This is a genomic window from Niallia sp. FSL W8-1348 (assembly GCF_038006745.1).
Taxonomy (GTDB): Bacteria; Bacillota; Bacilli; order Bacillales; family Cytobacillaceae; genus Niallia; species Niallia alba.
Genome location: NZ_JBBOVV010000003.1, coordinates 304,643 through 322,184, shown reverse-complemented (window position 1 = coordinate 322,184; position 17,542 = coordinate 304,643). Strand labels below are relative to the sequence as shown.

At 36.1% G+C, this 17,542-nt stretch carries 13 protein-coding genes and 1 riboswitch; all 13 genes read left to right on the top strand.

Translation table 11 applies throughout. The features are described 5' to 3' along the window. The first annotated feature begins 343 nt into the window (after positions 1–343). The 13 genes from NST60_RS24325 to NST60_RS24265 all read left to right on the top strand — a co-directional run bounded on the left by NST60_RS24325 (position 344) and on the right by NST60_RS24265 (position 17,490). A complete protein-coding gene (locus tag NST60_RS24325) occupies positions 344–1,681 on the top strand; it encodes an ISLre2 family transposase (protein ID WP_341097941.1) in 1,338 nt (445 codons plus the stop codon). A gap of 198 nt (positions 1,682–1,879) precedes the next feature. Continuing rightward, complete coding sequence (gene zapA, locus NST60_RS24320) at positions 1,880–2,143, top strand: cell division protein ZapA (protein ID WP_016201787.1); 264 nt, start codon at positions 1,880–1,882, stop codon at positions 2,141–2,143. Between the two features lie 8 nt (positions 2,144–2,151). Beyond that, positions 2,152–2,694, top strand: a complete 543-nt coding sequence (locus tag NST60_RS24315; protein WP_016201786.1) for a CvpA family protein — start codon at positions 2,152–2,154, stop codon at positions 2,692–2,694. Between the two features lie 158 nt (positions 2,695–2,852). After that, entirely contained in the window at positions 2,853–4,565 is a 1,713-nt protein-coding gene (gene polX / locus NST60_RS24310; RefSeq protein WP_212119204.1) for a DNA polymerase/3'-5' exonuclease PolX, read from the top strand. Between the two features lie 61 nt (positions 4,566–4,626). Beyond that, positions 4,627–6,978 (top strand): endonuclease MutS2, encoded by a 2,352-nt coding sequence (locus tag NST60_RS24305; protein ID WP_341100617.1) that lies wholly within the window; start codon positions 4,627–4,629, stop codon positions 6,976–6,978. 34 nt (positions 6,979–7,012) lie between these two features. Continuing rightward, positions 7,013–7,420 carry a DUF350 domain-containing protein gene (locus NST60_RS24300; protein ID WP_016201782.1) on the top strand — a complete coding sequence of 136 codons (408 nt, stop codon included), beginning with the start codon at positions 7,013–7,015 and terminating at the stop codon, positions 7,418–7,420. A gap of 180 nt (positions 7,421–7,600) precedes the next feature. Beyond that, a complete protein-coding gene (locus tag NST60_RS24295; protein WP_254415499.1) occupies positions 7,601–9,283 on the top strand; it encodes a long-chain-fatty-acid--CoA ligase in 1,683 nt (560 codons plus the stop codon). Next, entirely contained in the window at positions 9,276–10,028 is a 753-nt protein-coding gene (locus tag NST60_RS24290; RefSeq protein WP_169188940.1) for an electron transfer flavoprotein subunit beta/FixA family protein, read from the top strand. Before NST60_RS24295 ends, NST60_RS24290 begins: the two co-directional genes overlap by 8 nt. Before the next feature lie 21 nt (positions 10,029–10,049). Continuing rightward, positions 10,050–11,027 carry an electron transfer flavoprotein subunit alpha/FixB family protein gene (locus NST60_RS24285; RefSeq protein WP_169188939.1) on the top strand — a complete coding sequence of 326 codons (978 nt, stop codon included), beginning with the start codon at positions 10,050–10,052 and terminating at the stop codon, positions 11,025–11,027. Between the two features lie 125 nt (positions 11,028–11,152). Then, positions 11,153–11,467, top strand: coding sequence for a thioredoxin (trxA, locus tag NST60_RS24280; protein ID WP_016201778.1), 315 nt, complete (start codon positions 11,153–11,155; stop codon positions 11,465–11,467). Between the two features lie 368 nt (positions 11,468–11,835). Beyond that, complete coding sequence (gene uvrC, locus NST60_RS24275) at positions 11,836–13,608, top strand: excinuclease ABC subunit UvrC (protein ID WP_101730678.1); 1,773 nt, start codon at positions 11,836–11,838, stop codon at positions 13,606–13,608. Between the two features lie 61 nt (positions 13,609–13,669). Then, positions 13,670–13,852, top strand: a riboswitch (Lysine riboswitch). Positions 13,853–14,035: 183 nt separating this feature from the next. Next, positions 14,036–15,265 carry an aspartate kinase gene (locus NST60_RS24270; protein WP_016201776.1) on the top strand — a complete coding sequence of 410 codons (1,230 nt, stop codon included), beginning with the start codon at positions 14,036–14,038 and terminating at the stop codon, positions 15,263–15,265. 209 nt (positions 15,266–15,474) lie between these two features. Further along, positions 15,475–17,490, top strand: a complete 2,016-nt coding sequence (locus tag NST60_RS24265; protein WP_341100612.1) for a methyl-accepting chemotaxis protein — start codon at positions 15,475–15,477, stop codon at positions 17,488–17,490. Positions 17,491–17,542 lie beyond the last annotated feature (52 nt).

The window sequence follows — 17,542 nt, the reverse complement described above, 5'->3', positions numbered from 1 at the left end:
CCCGGAGGCGAAGCTGAGGAGGCTCAGCGCGAGCCCACGGAAAGCGAAGTGTATTCCGGCTGCGGGTAATCGCAACAAACTTTACGAAAACAGCCTTTTTATTTGATGATATCAGTAAATATTTCCCGTTATCGCAAGTCTTACAAGAGAATCTATTCGTATGAGTAAAATGTTTGTGGGAGAATAAATATCCTTTTTGTCTAGTTGGGGGACTCGTCCCCCAACTAGACAAAAAGGCCACCAAGCGAAAGCGCGGTAGCTGGAAAAAATTAAGTATTAAAAAAGAGAGCTTCCTTTTGTAAAGTAGAGTTTGACTAGAAAACTACGAAAAGGAGAGGCTCTCATGAATCAATGTAACATAAAAATGCCATCATTAAAAGAATTGGAAAAAACTTTATTTCGAACACTACAAATGACGTTTCAAGAAATCCTTGTTCAAACGTTAGAAAATTGGGATCAAGAGATTGCCAAGCAACGAGACAAAAGAAGATTTGCTTTACGTGATAAACGAGAAATACGATTAGATACAGCGTTTGGAGCTGTGGAGCTGAAGCGTAATTATTATTTTGATCGTGTGACTAAAAAATATATTTGTCTATTAGATCACTATATACAGTTTCAGGGGAATAAGGGATTTAGTCCGCTACTAGAAGAATGGGGGCTAGAACTAGCGACAAATGGCTCCTCCTATCGAAAGGCGGTGGAAACGTTCGAACAATTTTTAGGCTATTCGGCGATGAGCCACGAAGCATTACGGCAACATCTTCTTCAAACAAGCGTACTTCCCGCTAAGGAAAAACGCCCTTTTCAAAAGGTATTGTTTGTAGAAGTAGATGGATTATATGTGAAGAGTCAAGAAAAGAAAAAGCGTGGATGGGAGTTGAAATTCGCCGCTGTACACGAGGGATGGAAAGAAAACGGAAAGCGAATCAGGCTCCGAAATAAAAGGCATTTTCTTTATGAAGGAAAAGAACCCTTTTGGGAAGCCTTTGAAACGTTCTTACAGAATCATTATGCGTATGATCCTACCCAAACCTTGCTTATTATTAATGGTGATGGAGCAGGCTGGATAACGGCATGTCGGGAGTATTTTCGGGAACGCGCCTTTTTCACCATGGACCGTTTTCATGTCGCTCGTTCGATGAAGCAACTAATGAAGAGCCATCCTCGATACCGCTACATGAAAAGAGCGTTAAGAAACTACCAGGTAGAAACATTACTTCTAGAGTTGAATAGCGCAGTAGGAACAATGGATACACCAGAAAAAGAAGAAAAACTAGAGCATTTCCTTGCCTTTTTAACGCATCATCAGGAAACCATAAAAGATTACCGTAGTTGGTTACAGGAAAAAGGTGTGGACACGACAGCGTATCGTCCAATGGGAAGTGCAGAGGCGATGATGAATCAATTAGCCAAACGATTAAAGAATGGAAGAGCATGGAGCAAAAAAGGGGTCATGAGCATGGCGCGCTTGTGGATTGGATTGAAGGATGACCTATCCATCCAAACGATATATGGGAAATGGGAAAAAGCCACGGAAAAATCAAAGAAAGAGCATCGAGCGAAAAGAAAAATACCCACAAAATTAGTAACAGAAACCGTGCGTCAGAACATGCCATACTTAAATCAAGCGATTGGAAAACCCGTTCACTTTGCCTTACAGGGATTAAAAGGTTTTTAAAAAATGAGAGAATCAACAGTTGGAAGAACAAAACCAATTGGAAAGCGGATACAAACTTAGAGGTTTTACTTTATAAAAAAGGGAGCTAAAAAAACTCCCACAAAAACTTGACTCAATCAATCTATTCGAATGACTTCCCTAGCAAGAATAGTTCATGATATGATAGAAACTAGGATTCTTTAGAATGGAGGCATGGGCGTGTCAAATACCCCTAAAAATCGAACAAATGTTGATATATACGGAACACCATATACAATAATAGGGAAAGAACCTTCTAGCCATGTTAGATTGGTTGCCTCCATAGTTGATGAAAAAATGCGTGAAATTCATGTTAAGAATCCCTCACTTGATTTGAATAAACTTGCCGTCCTTACTGCGGTTAATATAGTAAACGACTATATAAATCTAGAGGATCGTGTGAAAGAATTGGAAGAAGAATTAAAAAGAAGAGAAAAGGACTGACCATGTTCATGTTAGACATTATTTTAGTTATATTGCTGCTTTTTGGTCTTCTTAGAGGACTGAAAAGAGGATTTATTATGCAAGTCATACACTTAACAGGTTTTATAGTTGCGTTTATAGTTGCTAATAAATACTATATTCCCTTATCGCAAAAATTAACACTGTGGATTCCGTATCCAAATGCAGGAGAAAGTAGTTTTCTACATTCCCTTATTCAAACAGCAAATATAGAAGAAGTTTTTTATAGAGGCTTCTCCTTTATTGTGATATTTTTTGTTGTGAAAATTATTTGGCAAATTCTTGGTAGTATGATAGACTTTGTTGCTAGTATACCAATCTTAAAGCAGTTAAATACATGGGCTGGTGCTGTATTAGGATTTGTTGAAACATATTTGCTATTATTCCTTCTATTATATATTTCTATTTTAATCCCGGTTGGTTTTATGCAAACTCAATTAAATGAATCCTCTGTTGCAGCATGGATGATAGAAAATACTCCATATTTTTCTGAGAAAATAAAAGATTTATGGTTTGATTATATGGCTTCATAGAAAAGAGGGAACTCTTCTAGCTTTATATGTAGCTAGAAGAGTTTTTTAGTATGCTTTTCACAATACTACTTGATTATAGAATTCTTACAGTTCATGGTATGATAAGTAGGTAGGATTAAAAGAGGAATGTTTATTTTACGTATGTGGGTGATGAAACGATGATTACAAATAAAGAGATTATTCGACTATTAGAACAAATAGCGATATATATGGAGCTTAAGGGAGAAAATCCTTTTAAAATTTCTGCCTTTCGAAAAGCTGCTAATACAATTGAAACAAGTGAAGAGAGTTTAACCGAACTAGAAGATTTAACGGAGCTGCCTGGAATAGGTAAAGGGACAGCGGCAGTTATCGAGGAATACATAAAAGAAGGAAAATCCACGGTTTTACAAGAGTTAAAAGACGAAGTTCCAAAAGGGTTAATACCTTTGCTGCAGCTGCCAGGTCTCGGTGGGAAAAAGATAGCAAGATTATATAAAGAGTTATCTGTTGAAAATGCCGATGATTTAAAAAATGCATGTTTAAAAGGGGAAGTACAAGCATTAAAAGGATTTGGAAAAAAGACAGAAGAAAAAATTATGGAGGCACTCCAAAATGTTGGAACGAGACCGGAGCGATTACCAATTGCATTTATGATTCCGATAGCAGTCTCGATTGAGGAACATCTCGCAAAAATGGAAGGCGTTGTCCAATATTCTAGAGCTGGAAGCTTAAGAAGAGTGCGGGAAACTATTAAAGATTTAGATTTTATTATAGCAACAGACAAGCCTAATCGGGTGAAAGAGCAGTTGCTTCAGCTTCCGTCCATTAAAGAAGTTATTGGGGCAGGCTCAACAAAAGTAAGTGTCATTCTAGGATTGGATTATGATGTCTCCATTGACTTTCGATTAGTGAAGCCAAAGGAATTTGCAACAACACTGCATCATTTCACAGGATCAAAGGAACATAATGTGCGAATGAGACAACTAGCAAAGGAACGTGGAGAAAAAATAAGTGAGTACGGTGTCGAGAATAATGAAACAGGCGAAGTAGAAACGTTTGAGACAGAGGAAGCGTTCTATCATTATTTCGGACTGCCATTTATTCCCCCTGAGATTAGAGAAGATGGCAAAGAAGTAGAAAGCTATTCAGAAGATAGCAAGCTTATTTCCTTGGAAGATATTAAAGGGGATTTGCATATGCATACGACAGCAAGTGATGGTGCCCATACATTAGAGGAAATGATAGAAGCCAATCGTAAATTAGGCTATCAATATATGGCCATTACAGATCATTCTCAATATTTAAAGGTTGCAAACGGATTAACCCCAGACAGAGTAAGAAAGCAAATAAAAGAAATTAAAAGGTTGAACGCTAAATATGAGGATATAACTATTTTAGCTGGTGCTGAAATGGATATTTTGCCAGATGGCACTTTAGATTATGATGAGGACTTATTGAAAGAACTAGACATCGTAATTGCATCTATTCATTCTGCTTTTTCACAATCCAAAGATAAGATTATGAATCGATTAAAAGCTGCAATGGAAAACAAGTATGTTGATATTATTGCTCATCCAACGGGAAGAAAAATTGGAAAAAGAGATGGTTATGATGTCGATATGGAAATGCTCATTCAATTAGCGAAAGAAACGAATACAGTTCTAGAACTGAATAGTAATCCTAACCGCTTAGATTTAAATGCAACATATGTCAAAATGGCACAAGATGCTGGAGTGAAGATTGTTATTAATACAGATGCACATTATAAACATGAGCTTCACAATATGGCAATGGGCGTATCTACAGCAAAAAAAGGTTGGATAAAAAAATCAACCGTATTAAATGCAATGTCAAAAGAAGAATTATTAGCCTTCTTATATAAAGGCTAATCAGTTTGTCGACAAAAATATTATTAAATCCGTAAAATGGGATAGCAAAGGAGATTACTCCATGCAGGATAGAGTATTAAAAACATTAGAATTTGATAAAATTAAAGCTCGATTAATTGAGCATGTGTCCTCTTCATTAGGAAGGGATAAAGTTGAGGGGTTAGTCCCATCTACTGATTATAGCGAAGTAGTAAGATGGCAAGATGAAACAGATGAAGCAGCTAAGGTGTATCGTATGCGTGGATCGATTCCTCTTGATGGAATCTATGATATCCGTGCCCATGTGAAAAGATCCTCTATTGGCGGTATGCTTAGTCCATCAGAATTAACGCAAATTTCCAGCACAGTCCATGCAAGTAGACAAATGAAACGTTTTACTGAAGAATTTCATGAAGAAGAGGCTGTCCCGATTCTTTTCACTTTAACAGATAGTATCATCGTACTTGCTGAATTAGAAGAAGAAATAAAGATGGCTATTGATGAACAAGGTGCTGTAATGGATAGTGCAAGTGATGCACTTAGAACATTAAGAAATCAGCTGCGCAGAAATGAAGCAAAGGTGCGAGAGAAATTAGAAAGCATGATTCGTTCCTCCAATGCTCAAAAAATGCTTTCTGATAGCATTATTACGATAAGAAATGATCGCTATGTAATCCCTGTTAAACAAGAATATCGAGGCAACTATGGTGGGATTGTTCATGATCAAAGTGCTTCTGGGCAAACTTTATTTATTGAACCGCAATCTGTTGTTACATTAAATAATGAACTGCAAGCGATTCGTGTCAAAGAACAACAAGAGATTGATCGTATTTTAACACAGTTGACTGCACTTGTTGCTCAATATGAAGAAGAATTATTGCATATTGTCAACGTATTAGCAGATATCGATTTTATGTTTGCAAAAGCAAAATATGCGCATCGTTTAAAAGCGTCAAAGCCGAAAATTAATAATGAAGGCAAGATTGTTCTTCTTAAAGCAAAACATCCATTAATCCCGCCTGAAGTAGTAGTGGCAAATGATATTGTTCTAGGGGATACGTATACATCTATTGTTATCACAGGACCAAATACAGGTGGTAAAACAGTAACGCTAAAAACAGTAGGACTTTGTACGCTAATGGCACAAGCCGGTCTGCAGATTCCAGTATTAGACGGTTCGGAAATGGGTGTATTTAAATCCGTCTATGCAGATATTGGAGACGAGCAGTCGATTGAACAATCTTTGAGTACTTTTTCCTCTCACATGGTTAATATCGTAAGTATTCTCGAAAAAGTGGATCATGAGAGTCTTGTTTTATTTGATGAATTAGGGGCGGGTACAGACCCTCAAGAAGGAGCTGCACTTGCTATCTCCATTCTGGATGAAGTAAATAATAGAGGGGCAAGAGTCATCGCAACTACTCATTATCCAGAGTTAAAAGCATATGGGTACAATCGACATGGAGTAGTAAATGCAAGTGTCGAATTTGATATTGAAACATTAAGTCCAACCTATCGATTACTTATTGGAGTACCTGGCAGAAGTAATGCCTTTGAAATTAGTAAACGACTAGGTTTAAAAGAAGACGTCATTAACGCTGCTCGTTCTCATGTAAGTGAAGACAGCAATAAGATTGAGAATATGATTGCCTCCCTAGAGGAAAGCCGTAAGCAGGCAGAACGGGAGCATGAAGATGCGAAAGATCTGTTAAAACAAGCTGAAATGCTTCATCGTGATTTACAGAAGCAAGTAATGGAGTATTACGAGAAGAAAGAAACACTACAAGAGAAAGCCAAAAGGGAAGCAAAAGAAATTATCGAAAATGCTAAAAAAGAAGCAGAAGTTGTTATTGGCGATTTACGAAAAATGCAGCTGGAAAAACGCGTGGAAATAAAAGAGCATGAACTAATTGATGCAAGAAAACGATTAGAGGATGCAACACCAGAAATAGAAATGAAAAAACAACAAGTAGTATCCAATAGGAACCATGTATATCAACCTGGTGATGAAGTGAAGGTTCTAACCTTTAATCAAAAGGGACAATTATTAGAAAAGGTTTCCAATAAAGAATGGCAAGTACAAATTGGTATTATGAAAATGAAGGTAAAAGAAAAGGATCTTGAGTTCATTAAAGCACCTAAAGTAGTTGAAACCAAACCTTTAACGACGATAAAGGGAAAAGACTATCATGTTAGTTTGGAATTAGATTTACGTGGCGAAAGATTTGAAAATGCACTTTCGAGAGTTGAAAAATATATCGATGACAGCCTGCTTGCTGGCTACCCTCGTGTATCAATTATTCATGGAAAAGGAACAGGAGCACTTCGTTCAGGAGTTCAGGAATATTTGAAAAATCACAGGGCAGTAAAGAATATCCGTTTTGGGGAAGCTGGAGAAGGCGGAAGCGGTGTAACAGTTGTAGAATTTAAATAATGTTTTTTTAGAAATCTAGCAGAGGAGAAACCATATGAATCAATTTTGGGGAAATGAGTATGTAAAAACAGCAGGGGATTATAGTGTCGTAATTTTAAGTCTTGTTGTATTTTTGGCTATTTTTGAACTTGTAACCAAATATAATAATTGGGATGAAATAAAAAATGGCAATCTAGCAGTTGCGATGGCTACAGGGGGCAAAATGTTTGGAATCATGAATGTATTTAGGCATTCAATTATGCATAATGATTCTTTATTGACAATGATTATCTGGGGTGTATATGGTTTTGGATTATTGTTAATCGGCTATTTCATCTTTGAATTTTTAACACCAAAATTTAAAATTGATGAAGAAATTAAAAATGATAATCGCGCTGTAGGGTTTATCTCGATGATTATTTCTGTTGGTTTATCTTTTGTAGTTGGCGCAGGTATTTCTTAATAGCAATAAGTATATTAGAAAGGGCTATCACTTAGTGATGGTTCTTTTTTGGCTTATCATTAGATTGGCATAACGCATATTTTTTCAATTATGCTGAAAGTAGGCTTATACATAATCCAATGAATAGATTCCTCCATATAATAAGCTAGTACAACAATAGAATTAAATGGAGGAATTGTGTTGGAAACTGAGAAAAGATGGTTAAAACTTTATCCTGACCAAATTGCCAAAAATGTCTACTATCGAGCAGATACTCTCCCACAATTATTAAAATACGCAGCAAGTGAGTATCCGAAACATAAAGCTATTCATTTTATGGGAAAAGAAATTACTTTTAAAACCCTTTATAAACAAATATTGCAATTAGCAGTATTTTTACAAAGCTTAGGTGTGAAAAAAGGGGACAGGGTAGCTGTGATGCTTCCGAATATTCCTCAAACTGTCATTAGCTTTTATGCAATTTTGCAGGCTGGAGGAATTGTTGTTCCGGTAAATCCTCTGTATCAAGAACGAGAAATAGAATTTATCATGAAAGATTCAGGCGCAAAAGCAATCATAACATTAGATATGCTTTATAACAGAGTGGAGAAAGTGAAGGAACAAACAAATCTCGAGCATATTATCATTACATCCATTAAAGAATATTTACCATTTCCTAAAAATATCGTCTATCCATTCATCCAAGCAAAAGAGCTAGGAAAACCCCTAATCATTCCATCATCGAAAGCCATTCATCTTTTTACCAAAGCAATAAAAACAAAAGCAACAGATCTTCAGGAAGTACCGATTAGTTTTGAAGAGGATATCGCGATTCTACAATATACTGGAGGAACGACTGGATTTCCAAAGGGTGTTATTTTAACCCATCAAAATTTAGTTGCCAATACCTCCATGTGCAGACAATGGCTGTATAAGATGGAAAAAGGAAAAGAAAAAATGCTTGCAGTAATGCCGTTATTTCATGTTTATGGGCTTATGACAGTCCTTGTTTTATCCGTAATGGAAGTGTATAAAATGATTCTTGTTCCAAAATTTGATGTAACTGGTCTATTAAAAACGATCGATAAACAAAAACCGACCGTATTCCCAGGAGCGCCGACCATTTACATTGGCTTAATGAATCACCCAGATATTAGCAAATATGATCTTTCCTCCATTAAAGGCGCGATTAGTGGCTCTGCGCCATTACCAGTAGATGTAATTGAGAAATTTGAGGAAAAGACAGGCGGGAAAATTGTAGAGGGCTATGGATTAACGGAAACGTCCCCTGTTACCCATGTGAATTTTCTTTGGGACAATGAAATTGTAAAAGGAAGCATTGGTGTACCATGGCCAGGAACGGATGCAGCTATTTTTTCATTAGAAACAGGCGAAATATTACCGGTAGGTGAAATTGGAGAGCTTGCAATAAAGGGACCACAAGTGATGAAAGGGTATTGGAATAACGAAGAAGAAACAAACAAAGTTTTAAAGGATGAATGGTTATTAACAGGCGATATCGCATATATGGATGAAAATGGCTATTTTTATATCGTTGATCGGAAAAAGGATATTATCATTGCCAGTGGCTTTAATATTTACCCTCGTGAAGTGGAAGAAGTTCTGTATGAGCATCCTGCTATTATGGAAGCATCCGTCGTTGGAGTAAAAGATTCTTATAGAGGAGAAACAGTCAAGGCATTTATTGTAATGCGCAAGGGAATGACGGTTACAGAAGAAGAATTGGATCAGTTTATGCGAAAAAGATTGGCTTCCTTCAAAGTCCCTCGTATTTACGAATTCAGGGAAGAACTTCCAAAAACAGCGGTTGGGAAAATATTGCGAAGACAATTGAAGAAAGAAAGTGAAGAAGGAAATGAGTAAAAAAAGATTGCATATGGTTGTATTATTATCGAGAACCATTTCTCCTGATGCTACTTTCGTACTTGAATCTGGACAAGTTTTTGCAGAGGAAAAGGATTTCATCATTAATCCCCCAGATGCAATAAGTCTAGAAGAGGCTTTACAATTAAAGGAGAGATATGGTGGTCACATCACGGTGGTAATGGTAAGCAAAAAAGAAGGCGAAAAGCAATTAAGAGTAGCTTTGGCTATGGGAGCGGATGAAGCGGTCTTAATAGAATGTAATCCAAACGAACAGGCACCAACTAATATAGCTAAAAAGATTAAGGAGTATATACAGGATGTTGACTATGATTTAATTCTTGCAGGAGATTTTTCTACAGATGGAGCCTCCAGTCAAGTAGGACCTCGTCTTGCAGCTTCATTAGATATCCCATTCTTTACCAAAACAATACGGATCGAAGAAGAAGAAGGAAATGCACTAATTAGAAGAAATACTGATGGGGACATAGAGTCATTTCGTGTTCCTTTTCCTTTCTTAATTACCATCCCACAAGGTTTACATGTTCCTCGTCTACCATCCCTTGCCGGAATTATGAAAGCAAAAAAGAAGCCCCTATTATTCAAACAATCACAAGAAAGTCTATCACATAATACTTTAAGCGAATATTCATATCCACAGTTAAAACGTAAACAGACGATGATTCAAGGGGAAACATGGGATAAGGCAGTTACATTAAACAAATTATTAAAATCATTGCAATGAAAAGTTATGGAGGGGTTCATAGTGAAAGATAAAATTGTTATTTTAGGAGAATATCAACAAGATAAGCTTGCCTCCATTACGCTTGAGTGTATTTCAGCAGCAAAGCAATTACAAAGAGAGGCAGACATTATCCTTTTAATAATGGGAGACGACATAAAAAAGGATGAATCTGAATGGCACCAATATGATGTCGATCAAATAGTGATCGTGGAACATCCTTTGCTTTCTAGATTTTTAAATGAAACGTATGCGAAGGCACTATTATCTGTTTGGGACCAACTCAAGCCTACCATCCTTCTGTGTGGACACACAGATATTGGAAGATCCCTCTCTCCCTATCTAAGTGAAAAATGGGACCTACCGTTATATTCGAATATAGAGAGCTTTGACTTTCATGATGGCAAGCTGTCCTTTAATCGCCCTGTTTATTCTGGCAAATTAATCGAAAAAATAGAAGTTAATAATGATTCTGCTTTTCTTGTTACCATTAAGCCAAAAAAATGGTCAGCATCACAAAGAAAAGAGAAATCAAACCCAAGCATTTATAATTTGAAAGTAACAATTGATCAGCCAATCACAGCTTTAATTGGCCTAGAACAAAAAAAGGCTGATGTAATAGGGCTAGTGGATGCGAAAATTATTGTTGGTGCTGGAAGAGGAATACAGAATGAAGAAGGATTTGCTTTAATAAATAAATTAGCAGAAATACTTGGCGGAACGGTTGGTGTATCAAGAGGGGCTGTAGAATTAGGAATATGCGATGCTTCTATTCAACTTGGACAAACAGGAAAAACCGTCGCTCCAGATGTTTATATCGCTTGTGGTATTTCAGGTGCTATTCAGCACCTTGTTGGCGTCACATCCGCTAAAACAATTATTGCTATCAATAAAGACCCAAATGCTCCTATTTTTGAAGTAGCTGATTACGGGATTGTAGGGGATTTATTTGACATAATTCCTGCTTTAATTAAAGAATGGGACAAAACCGGAACGTTCTAATAATGGTGAATGTATTAAGTACTAGTGGGGGAAAATGATACTTGAAACATATTATTAGTATCATTACTGAAAGCATGGTATACTTTCGATATTGTTAGTTTATCAAATAAGGAGGCAAATAATAAATGGCCATTACACATGCAACAGATCAAACATTCCAAGAAGAAACAGGTTCAGGTGTAGTACTAGTAGACTTCTGGGCACCATGGTGTGGACCTTGTAAAATGATCGCTCCAGTTCTTGAAGAGCTTGATGGAGAAATTGGAGATAGCGTAAAAATCGTTAAAGTCGATGTAGATGAAAACCAAGGATCAGCATCTAAATTTGGCGTAATGAGTATCCCAACTTTACTAGTTCTTAAAGACGGTGAAGTAGTAGATAAAGTAGTTGGATTCCAACCAAAAGAAGCTCTTTCTGAATTATTAGCAAAACATGTTTAATTAATAACTTTCTTCGTTGAAGAGAAAGAAACTGTAAACACACTCAAAATATGAGATAGTGTTTGCAGTTTTTTTATTAAAGGTGGTGACCAGCGTTGTGTGTAGACTGGACCGACCGAAAAGATTGTATATCAAGGGAAGGAAAGTATAAAAAGGAAAGAGTACAAGAGAAAAAAGGCGTTCTTCAAAACAATGGATAGCGCGAAAATACTTTCATCCTCCTCATCTCCCCATTCAAAAATAAACCGTTCTCATCAAATTATTTCCATTCTAGACTTTTTTCTTGATGAATCGACGAAATTCTCTATAATTAGAGAAGATAGTATATATGTTCGTTTGTTTATTGTTTTTAGCTGGGAGGGAAAAACTTGAACGACATCATTAAAAATAAATTAATGATCTTACCTGATCAGCCTGGTTGTTATTTAATGAAGGATCGCCAAGGCACTATTATTTATGTAGGAAAAGCAAAGGTGTTAAAAAACCGAGTCCGTTCCTATTTTACAGGCTCTCATGATGGAAAGACATTAAGACTTGTCAATGAAATAGAAGATTTTGAATATATCATAACCTCTTCCAATATCGAAGCGCTTATTTTAGAAATAAATCTGATAAAAAAGCATGATCCAAAATATAATATTATGCTGAAGGATGATAAAAGCTATCCGTTTATAAAATTGACGGCTGAAAGACATCCACGGCTTATAACCACTCGAAATGTAAAGAAAGATAAAGGGAAATACTTTGGTCCCTATCCTAATGTCCAAGCAGCAAACGAAACCAAAAAGCTTCTTGACCGAATCTATCCTTTGCGCAAATGTAATGTATTACCAGATAGAGTATGCTTATATTATCATTTAGGACAATGTCTTGCACCTTGTGTAAACGAGGTTCCAGAGCAAGAATACAAGATGATGACAGATGATATTACGAAATTTCTAAATGGTGGATATAAAGAGATAAAAAAAGAGCTGTCTGAAAAGATGATGGCAGCATCGGAAGAATTAGATTTTGAACGTGCGAAAGAATATCGCGACCAAATTGCTCATATTGAAGCAACGATGGAAAAGCAAAAGATGATGATGACCGATTTAGTAGATAGAGATATTTTTGGTTATTCCTATGATAAAGGTTGGATGTGTGTTCAAGTGTTTTTTGTCCGCCAAGGAAAGCTAATTGAACGAGATGTTAGCACGTTTCCTATTTATCAAGAGCCAGAGGAGGAAATGTTAACATATCTAGGACAATTTTATGAGAAAGCCAATCATTTTAAACCGAAGGAAATTTATCTTCCAGACGATATCCAAAGCGATATTGTCGAGGAATTATTAAAAGTGAAAGTGATAAAACCGCAAAGAGGGCAAAAAAAGGAACTTGTATTATTGGCTAATAAAAATGCAAAAAACGCTTTGAAGGAGAAGTTTTCCTTAATTGAAAGAGACGAAGAGCGAACAATAAAGGCAGTTGAAAATCTAGGGAAACAAATGGGTATCTATACTCCGCTCCGCATTGAGGCATTTGATAACAGTAATATTCAAGGGACTAACCCTGTGTCAGCAATGATCGTCTTTATTGATGGAAAACCGGCGAAACGAGAGTATCGTAAGTATAAAATCAAATCTGTTAAAGGCCCAGATGACTATGAATCAATGCGTGAAGTTATTCGTAGAAGGTATCAGCGTGTTCTAAAAGAAGGATTGCCGCTTCCCGATTTATTATTAATTGATGGAGGAAAAGGTCACTTGGAAACAGTAAGAGAGGTTTTGCTTGATGAATTAAGCTTAGATATTCCAGTAGCTGGTTTAGTGAAAGATGATAAGCACCGGACCTCTCAGCTTCTATTTGGAAATCCATTAGAGATTATTCCACTGGCGCGAAATAGTCAGGAGTTCTATTTATTACAAAGAATCCAAGATGAAGTTCACCGTTTTGCGATTACATTCCATCGTCAATTAAGAGGAAAAAATGCTTTTCAATCTTTATTAGATGAAATTCCTGGAATTGGGGAAAAACGTAGAAAGCTTCTTTTAAAAACGTTTGGTTCTGTAAAGAAAATGAAGGAAGCTTCAATCGAAGAGTTTTTAGAAATAGGAATTCCAGCAAATGTGGCAGAACAATTACTTGCTAAATTACAGGAATAAAAAATAATAATTGTCGTAATAAAAACACTGTGCTATAATGATGGCAACTTATAACTTAATAAGTGAAGGTAGAGGTGCGAACTTCAAGAGTAATAATTCGGAGAAAAATGAGCTTCAGAGAAGAATTATGAAAGGGATAGATCGCCGAAGTAAGGAAAGTTCTCATTGCTTTTTTTACTGGTTTTGCATTGAATAAATGTAAGACTGTCAAAACAAGGAACTGTTTTGGAGAGCTATCTCACTGTTTGTGCATATTAATACTGTTAATTGGACTGCACGGCAATGAGATATTCTCATTGCTTTTTTTATTGTCTTCATCTATTTTTTCGTTATTTCAGTTTGCCACAGAGAAAATAGTAATACATAAAAGAAAAGCAAGGGGAAATAAAAAGAAACCTCTAAGATTACAAGAAGGTAGGGAATGACTTTGGGATTAGTTGTACAAAAGTTTGGTGGAACTTCAGTAGGCAGCGCAGAAAGAATTCTACATGTAGCAGAAAGAGTAATCGAGGAAAAGAATCGTGGTAATGATGTAGTAGTGGTTGTGTCTGCTATGGGAAAAACAACAGATTCTCTTGTAACACTAGCGAATGAGATAAATCAAAAGCCATCTAAACGAGAAATGGATGTATTACTTTCCACTGGGGAGCAGATTACTATAAGTCTACTGTCTATGGCTTTACAGGCAAAAGGAGTAGAGGCTATTTCTTATACTGGCTGGCAAGCGGGAATAGAAACAGAGGATGTCCATGGCAATGCACGAATATTAAATATTCAAACGGAAAAAGTGCAAGGACAATTACAACAGGGAAAAGTAGTTGTAGTTGCTGGGTTTCAAGGAGTCACAGAAACAGGGGATATAACAACCCTTGGACGTGGTGGTTCAGATACTACGGCAGTTGCTATTGCAGCAGCGTTAAAAGCGGAAAAATGTGATATCTATACAGATGTAACAGGCGTTTTTACAACCGATCCTCGTTTTGTGAAGAATGCGCGAAAACTATTAGCGATTTCCTATGACGAAATGTTGGAACTAGCTAATTTAGGGGCAGGCGTTTTGCATCCAAGAGCAGTAGAATATGCAAAAAACTACCAAGTGCCATTAGTGGTTCGCTCAAGTATGGAACAAGAAGAAGGAACGATCATCGAGGAGGAAGTTTCAATGGAACAAAATTTAGTCGTACGTGGAGTTGCGTTTGAAGATAATATTACGAGTGTTACGGTATTTGGATTAAGAAATCCGCTAACAAGTCTTTCTACTATTTTTACAACACTTGCATCCCATCATATAAATGTAGATATCATTATTCAAAGTTTAACAAATGATCAGTTGACTAACCTATCTTTTTCAATTAAAGATAGTGATTTAGAAGAAACATTGAAAGTGTTAGAAGAAAATAAAGCCGAATTAGGATATGATAAAGTCACTTCAGAACAAGGATTAGCAAAAGTATCGATTGTAGGTTCTGGAATGATTTCTAATCCTGGCGTAGCAGCAGAAATGTTTAAAGTATTATCAACTGAAGAAATTGTTATTAAGATGGTAAGCACATCAGAAATTAAAGTATCTACTGTGATTGAAAAAGAGAATATGGTGAAAGCAGTAGAAACATTACACGATGCGTTTGAATTGGCTAAACTACCTGTGAATGCATAATTAAGACAAAAAGCCCCTTCCTTCTAAAAGTAAAAGCATAGAAGAAGGGGCTTTTTCTTTTAGAAATGCGTTTTAATTTCCATTCTATATTGATAGACGAGATTTAAGGGATTTTCAAAAATTAATAACAAAATAATTTTTATGAAAACGCTTAATTTATATGGTAAGATAGGAAAAGAGGAATATTTTACTATAAAGGAGGTCCTGATATGAAGATGAAGATTTGGGATAGAGTAAATAGAACCACAAAAAACAGTTCGAAAAGATTTAAGATTAAGTTGAAAACAAAAATGATTATTTCTTTTGCCCTAATTTTAATTATTCCAAGTTTAATTATAAGCACGTTTTCTTATATAAAAGCGAGAAATGAAATGGAAAATCAATTTTTAAACACTTCCCATGAAAATGTGAAAATTGTGGACAATATCATTAGAAATACATTAGGTACCAGTATTTATCAAACGGTTATTTATTCGGAGAAAATTAAATTTGATGAACAATCAGAAGAAAGCAACACGACGGTAAGGACAGAATTTGATAAATACATGGAATTGAACCCAGAAATTGATAGCGTTTTCTTTGGTTCGAAAGCAGGAACACTCATCCAATCTCCTAATAGCATTCTTGGTAAAGGCTATGATCCAAGGAAAGATGCATGGTATACAAACGGGATGGAAAAAGAAGGGGTTGTTTATGTTTCTAGTCCTTATACATCAATTGCCACAGGCAGTTTAGTTGTTGCAGTTTCAAAGCAGACGGAGGATAAAAAAGGTGTAGTAGGGATGGAAGTAAGCTTAGAGCGAATAAAAAGTTTAGTTTCAGATGTGAAAATAGGAGATAAAGGCTTTATCATTATTTTTAATCAAGATAAAAAATATATCGTTCATCCTAAAGAAGAAGCAGGTACAACTGCGAAACAGTCTGTGTTCAATCAAATGTTTGACAAAAACGAGGGAAGTATCGATCTAACTGACGGTGGAAATAAATATATTATGCAATATATAACCAATGAAACAGTGGGCTGGAAACTCGCTGGTGTTGTAGATAAATCAGAAATTAATGATATGACTTTTCCTATACTATATCAAACAGTTTTAGTAATAGTGGTCTCTCTATTAGTGAGCGGTTTCTTTATATTCATACTTATCAATTCTTTTATTAAACCATTAAACAAATTAAAGGAATCAGCAATAAAAATGAATGAAGGGAATTTAACAGAGAAAGTAGACATTCTTAGAGAAGATGAAATTGGCCAAGTAGCTCTAGCATTTAAGAATATGGCTGAAAATCTACATAATATTATAAAAGATGTAAATGAAAAATCGGAACATGTTGCAGCTTCTTCTGAGCAATTGCTTGCAAGCTCGGATCAAACAGCTTCAGCATCTGAATACGTTGCTGGGGCATTGGAAGAAGTAGCAAGTAAGGCTGAAATGCAAAAAGATAATTTAACAAAGAATACTAATGCATTAAAGGACATAGAGAATCATATTAACAAAGTTGCTGAAAGTGCAAAAATTGTTTCCACATTGACAAATGAGACGGTCATACAGGCGCAAGAAGGAGAGAATACAGTAAACAATACGCTGAGCCAGATGAATGAAATTTATCATTCGGTGGAATCATCGAACCAGCAAATACTGTCCTTACAAGAACGCTCGCAAGAAATAGAATCTATTGTAGAGACTATTAGTGGCATAGCTAACCAAACTAATTTGCTTGCCTTAAATGCTGCAATAGAAGCAGCAAGAGCAGGAGAGCATGGAAAAGGATTTGCCGTAGTTGCGACGGAAGTTGGAAAACTTGCCAAGCAGTCCGAACAATCTGCGCAAGAAATCGGTGATATTATTACAAACATTCTTATGAATACAAAAACGACCGTCGAAGGGATGGGGGCAGTTACGAAAAGTGTTCAAAATGGAATATTGGCATCAAAGCAAACGACAGAAGCTTTTAATGGTATTATTCAGCGCGTAAAAACTATCTCACCACAAATGACGGAAGTTGCTAACCTGTCTAATCAAATAGCAGAGCAGGTACAAGCTGTAAGTGTATCAGCCAATGAATTATTAACTATTTCAAGCGAGAATGCAGCTTACTCAGAGGAAATGGCAAGTTCAACAGAAGAACAATTAGCCGCAATGCAGGAAATAAAAGCAGCAGCCAGCTCATTATCAGATGTAGCTGTCGAACTTCAAGAAAAGATAAATACATTTACTATTTAAAAAAACTCCATATGGCAACAAGGAACTAATAAAAAATTCCTTTCGTCATATG

Bases quoted from the DNA above. Each gene is read 5' to 3' on its own strand.
- NST60_RS24325 (WP_341097941.1), top strand. From the start codon at position 344: ATGAATCAATGTAACATAAAAATGCCATCATTAAAAGAATTGGAAAAA.
- NST60_RS24315 (WP_016201786.1), top strand. From the start codon at position 2,152: ATGTTAGACATTATTTTAGTTATATTGCTGCTTTTTGGTCTTCTTAGA.
- polX (WP_212119204.1), top strand. From the start codon at position 2,853: ATGATTACAAATAAAGAGATTATTCGACTATTAGAACAAATAGCGATA.
- NST60_RS24305 (WP_341100617.1), top strand. From the start codon at position 4,627: ATGCAGGATAGAGTATTAAAAACATTAGAATTTGATAAAATTAAAGCT.
- NST60_RS24300 (WP_016201782.1), top strand. From the start codon at position 7,013: ATGAATCAATTTTGGGGAAATGAGTATGTAAAAACAGCAGGGGATTAT.
- NST60_RS24290 (WP_169188940.1), top strand. From the start codon at position 9,276: ATGAGTAAAAAAAGATTGCATATGGTTGTATTATTATCGAGAACCATT.
- trxA (WP_016201778.1), top strand. From the start codon at position 11,153: ATGGCCATTACACATGCAACAGATCAAACATTCCAAGAAGAAACAGGT.
- NST60_RS24265 (WP_341100612.1), top strand. From the start codon at position 15,475: ATGAAGATGAAGATTTGGGATAGAGTAAATAGAACCACAAAAAACAGT.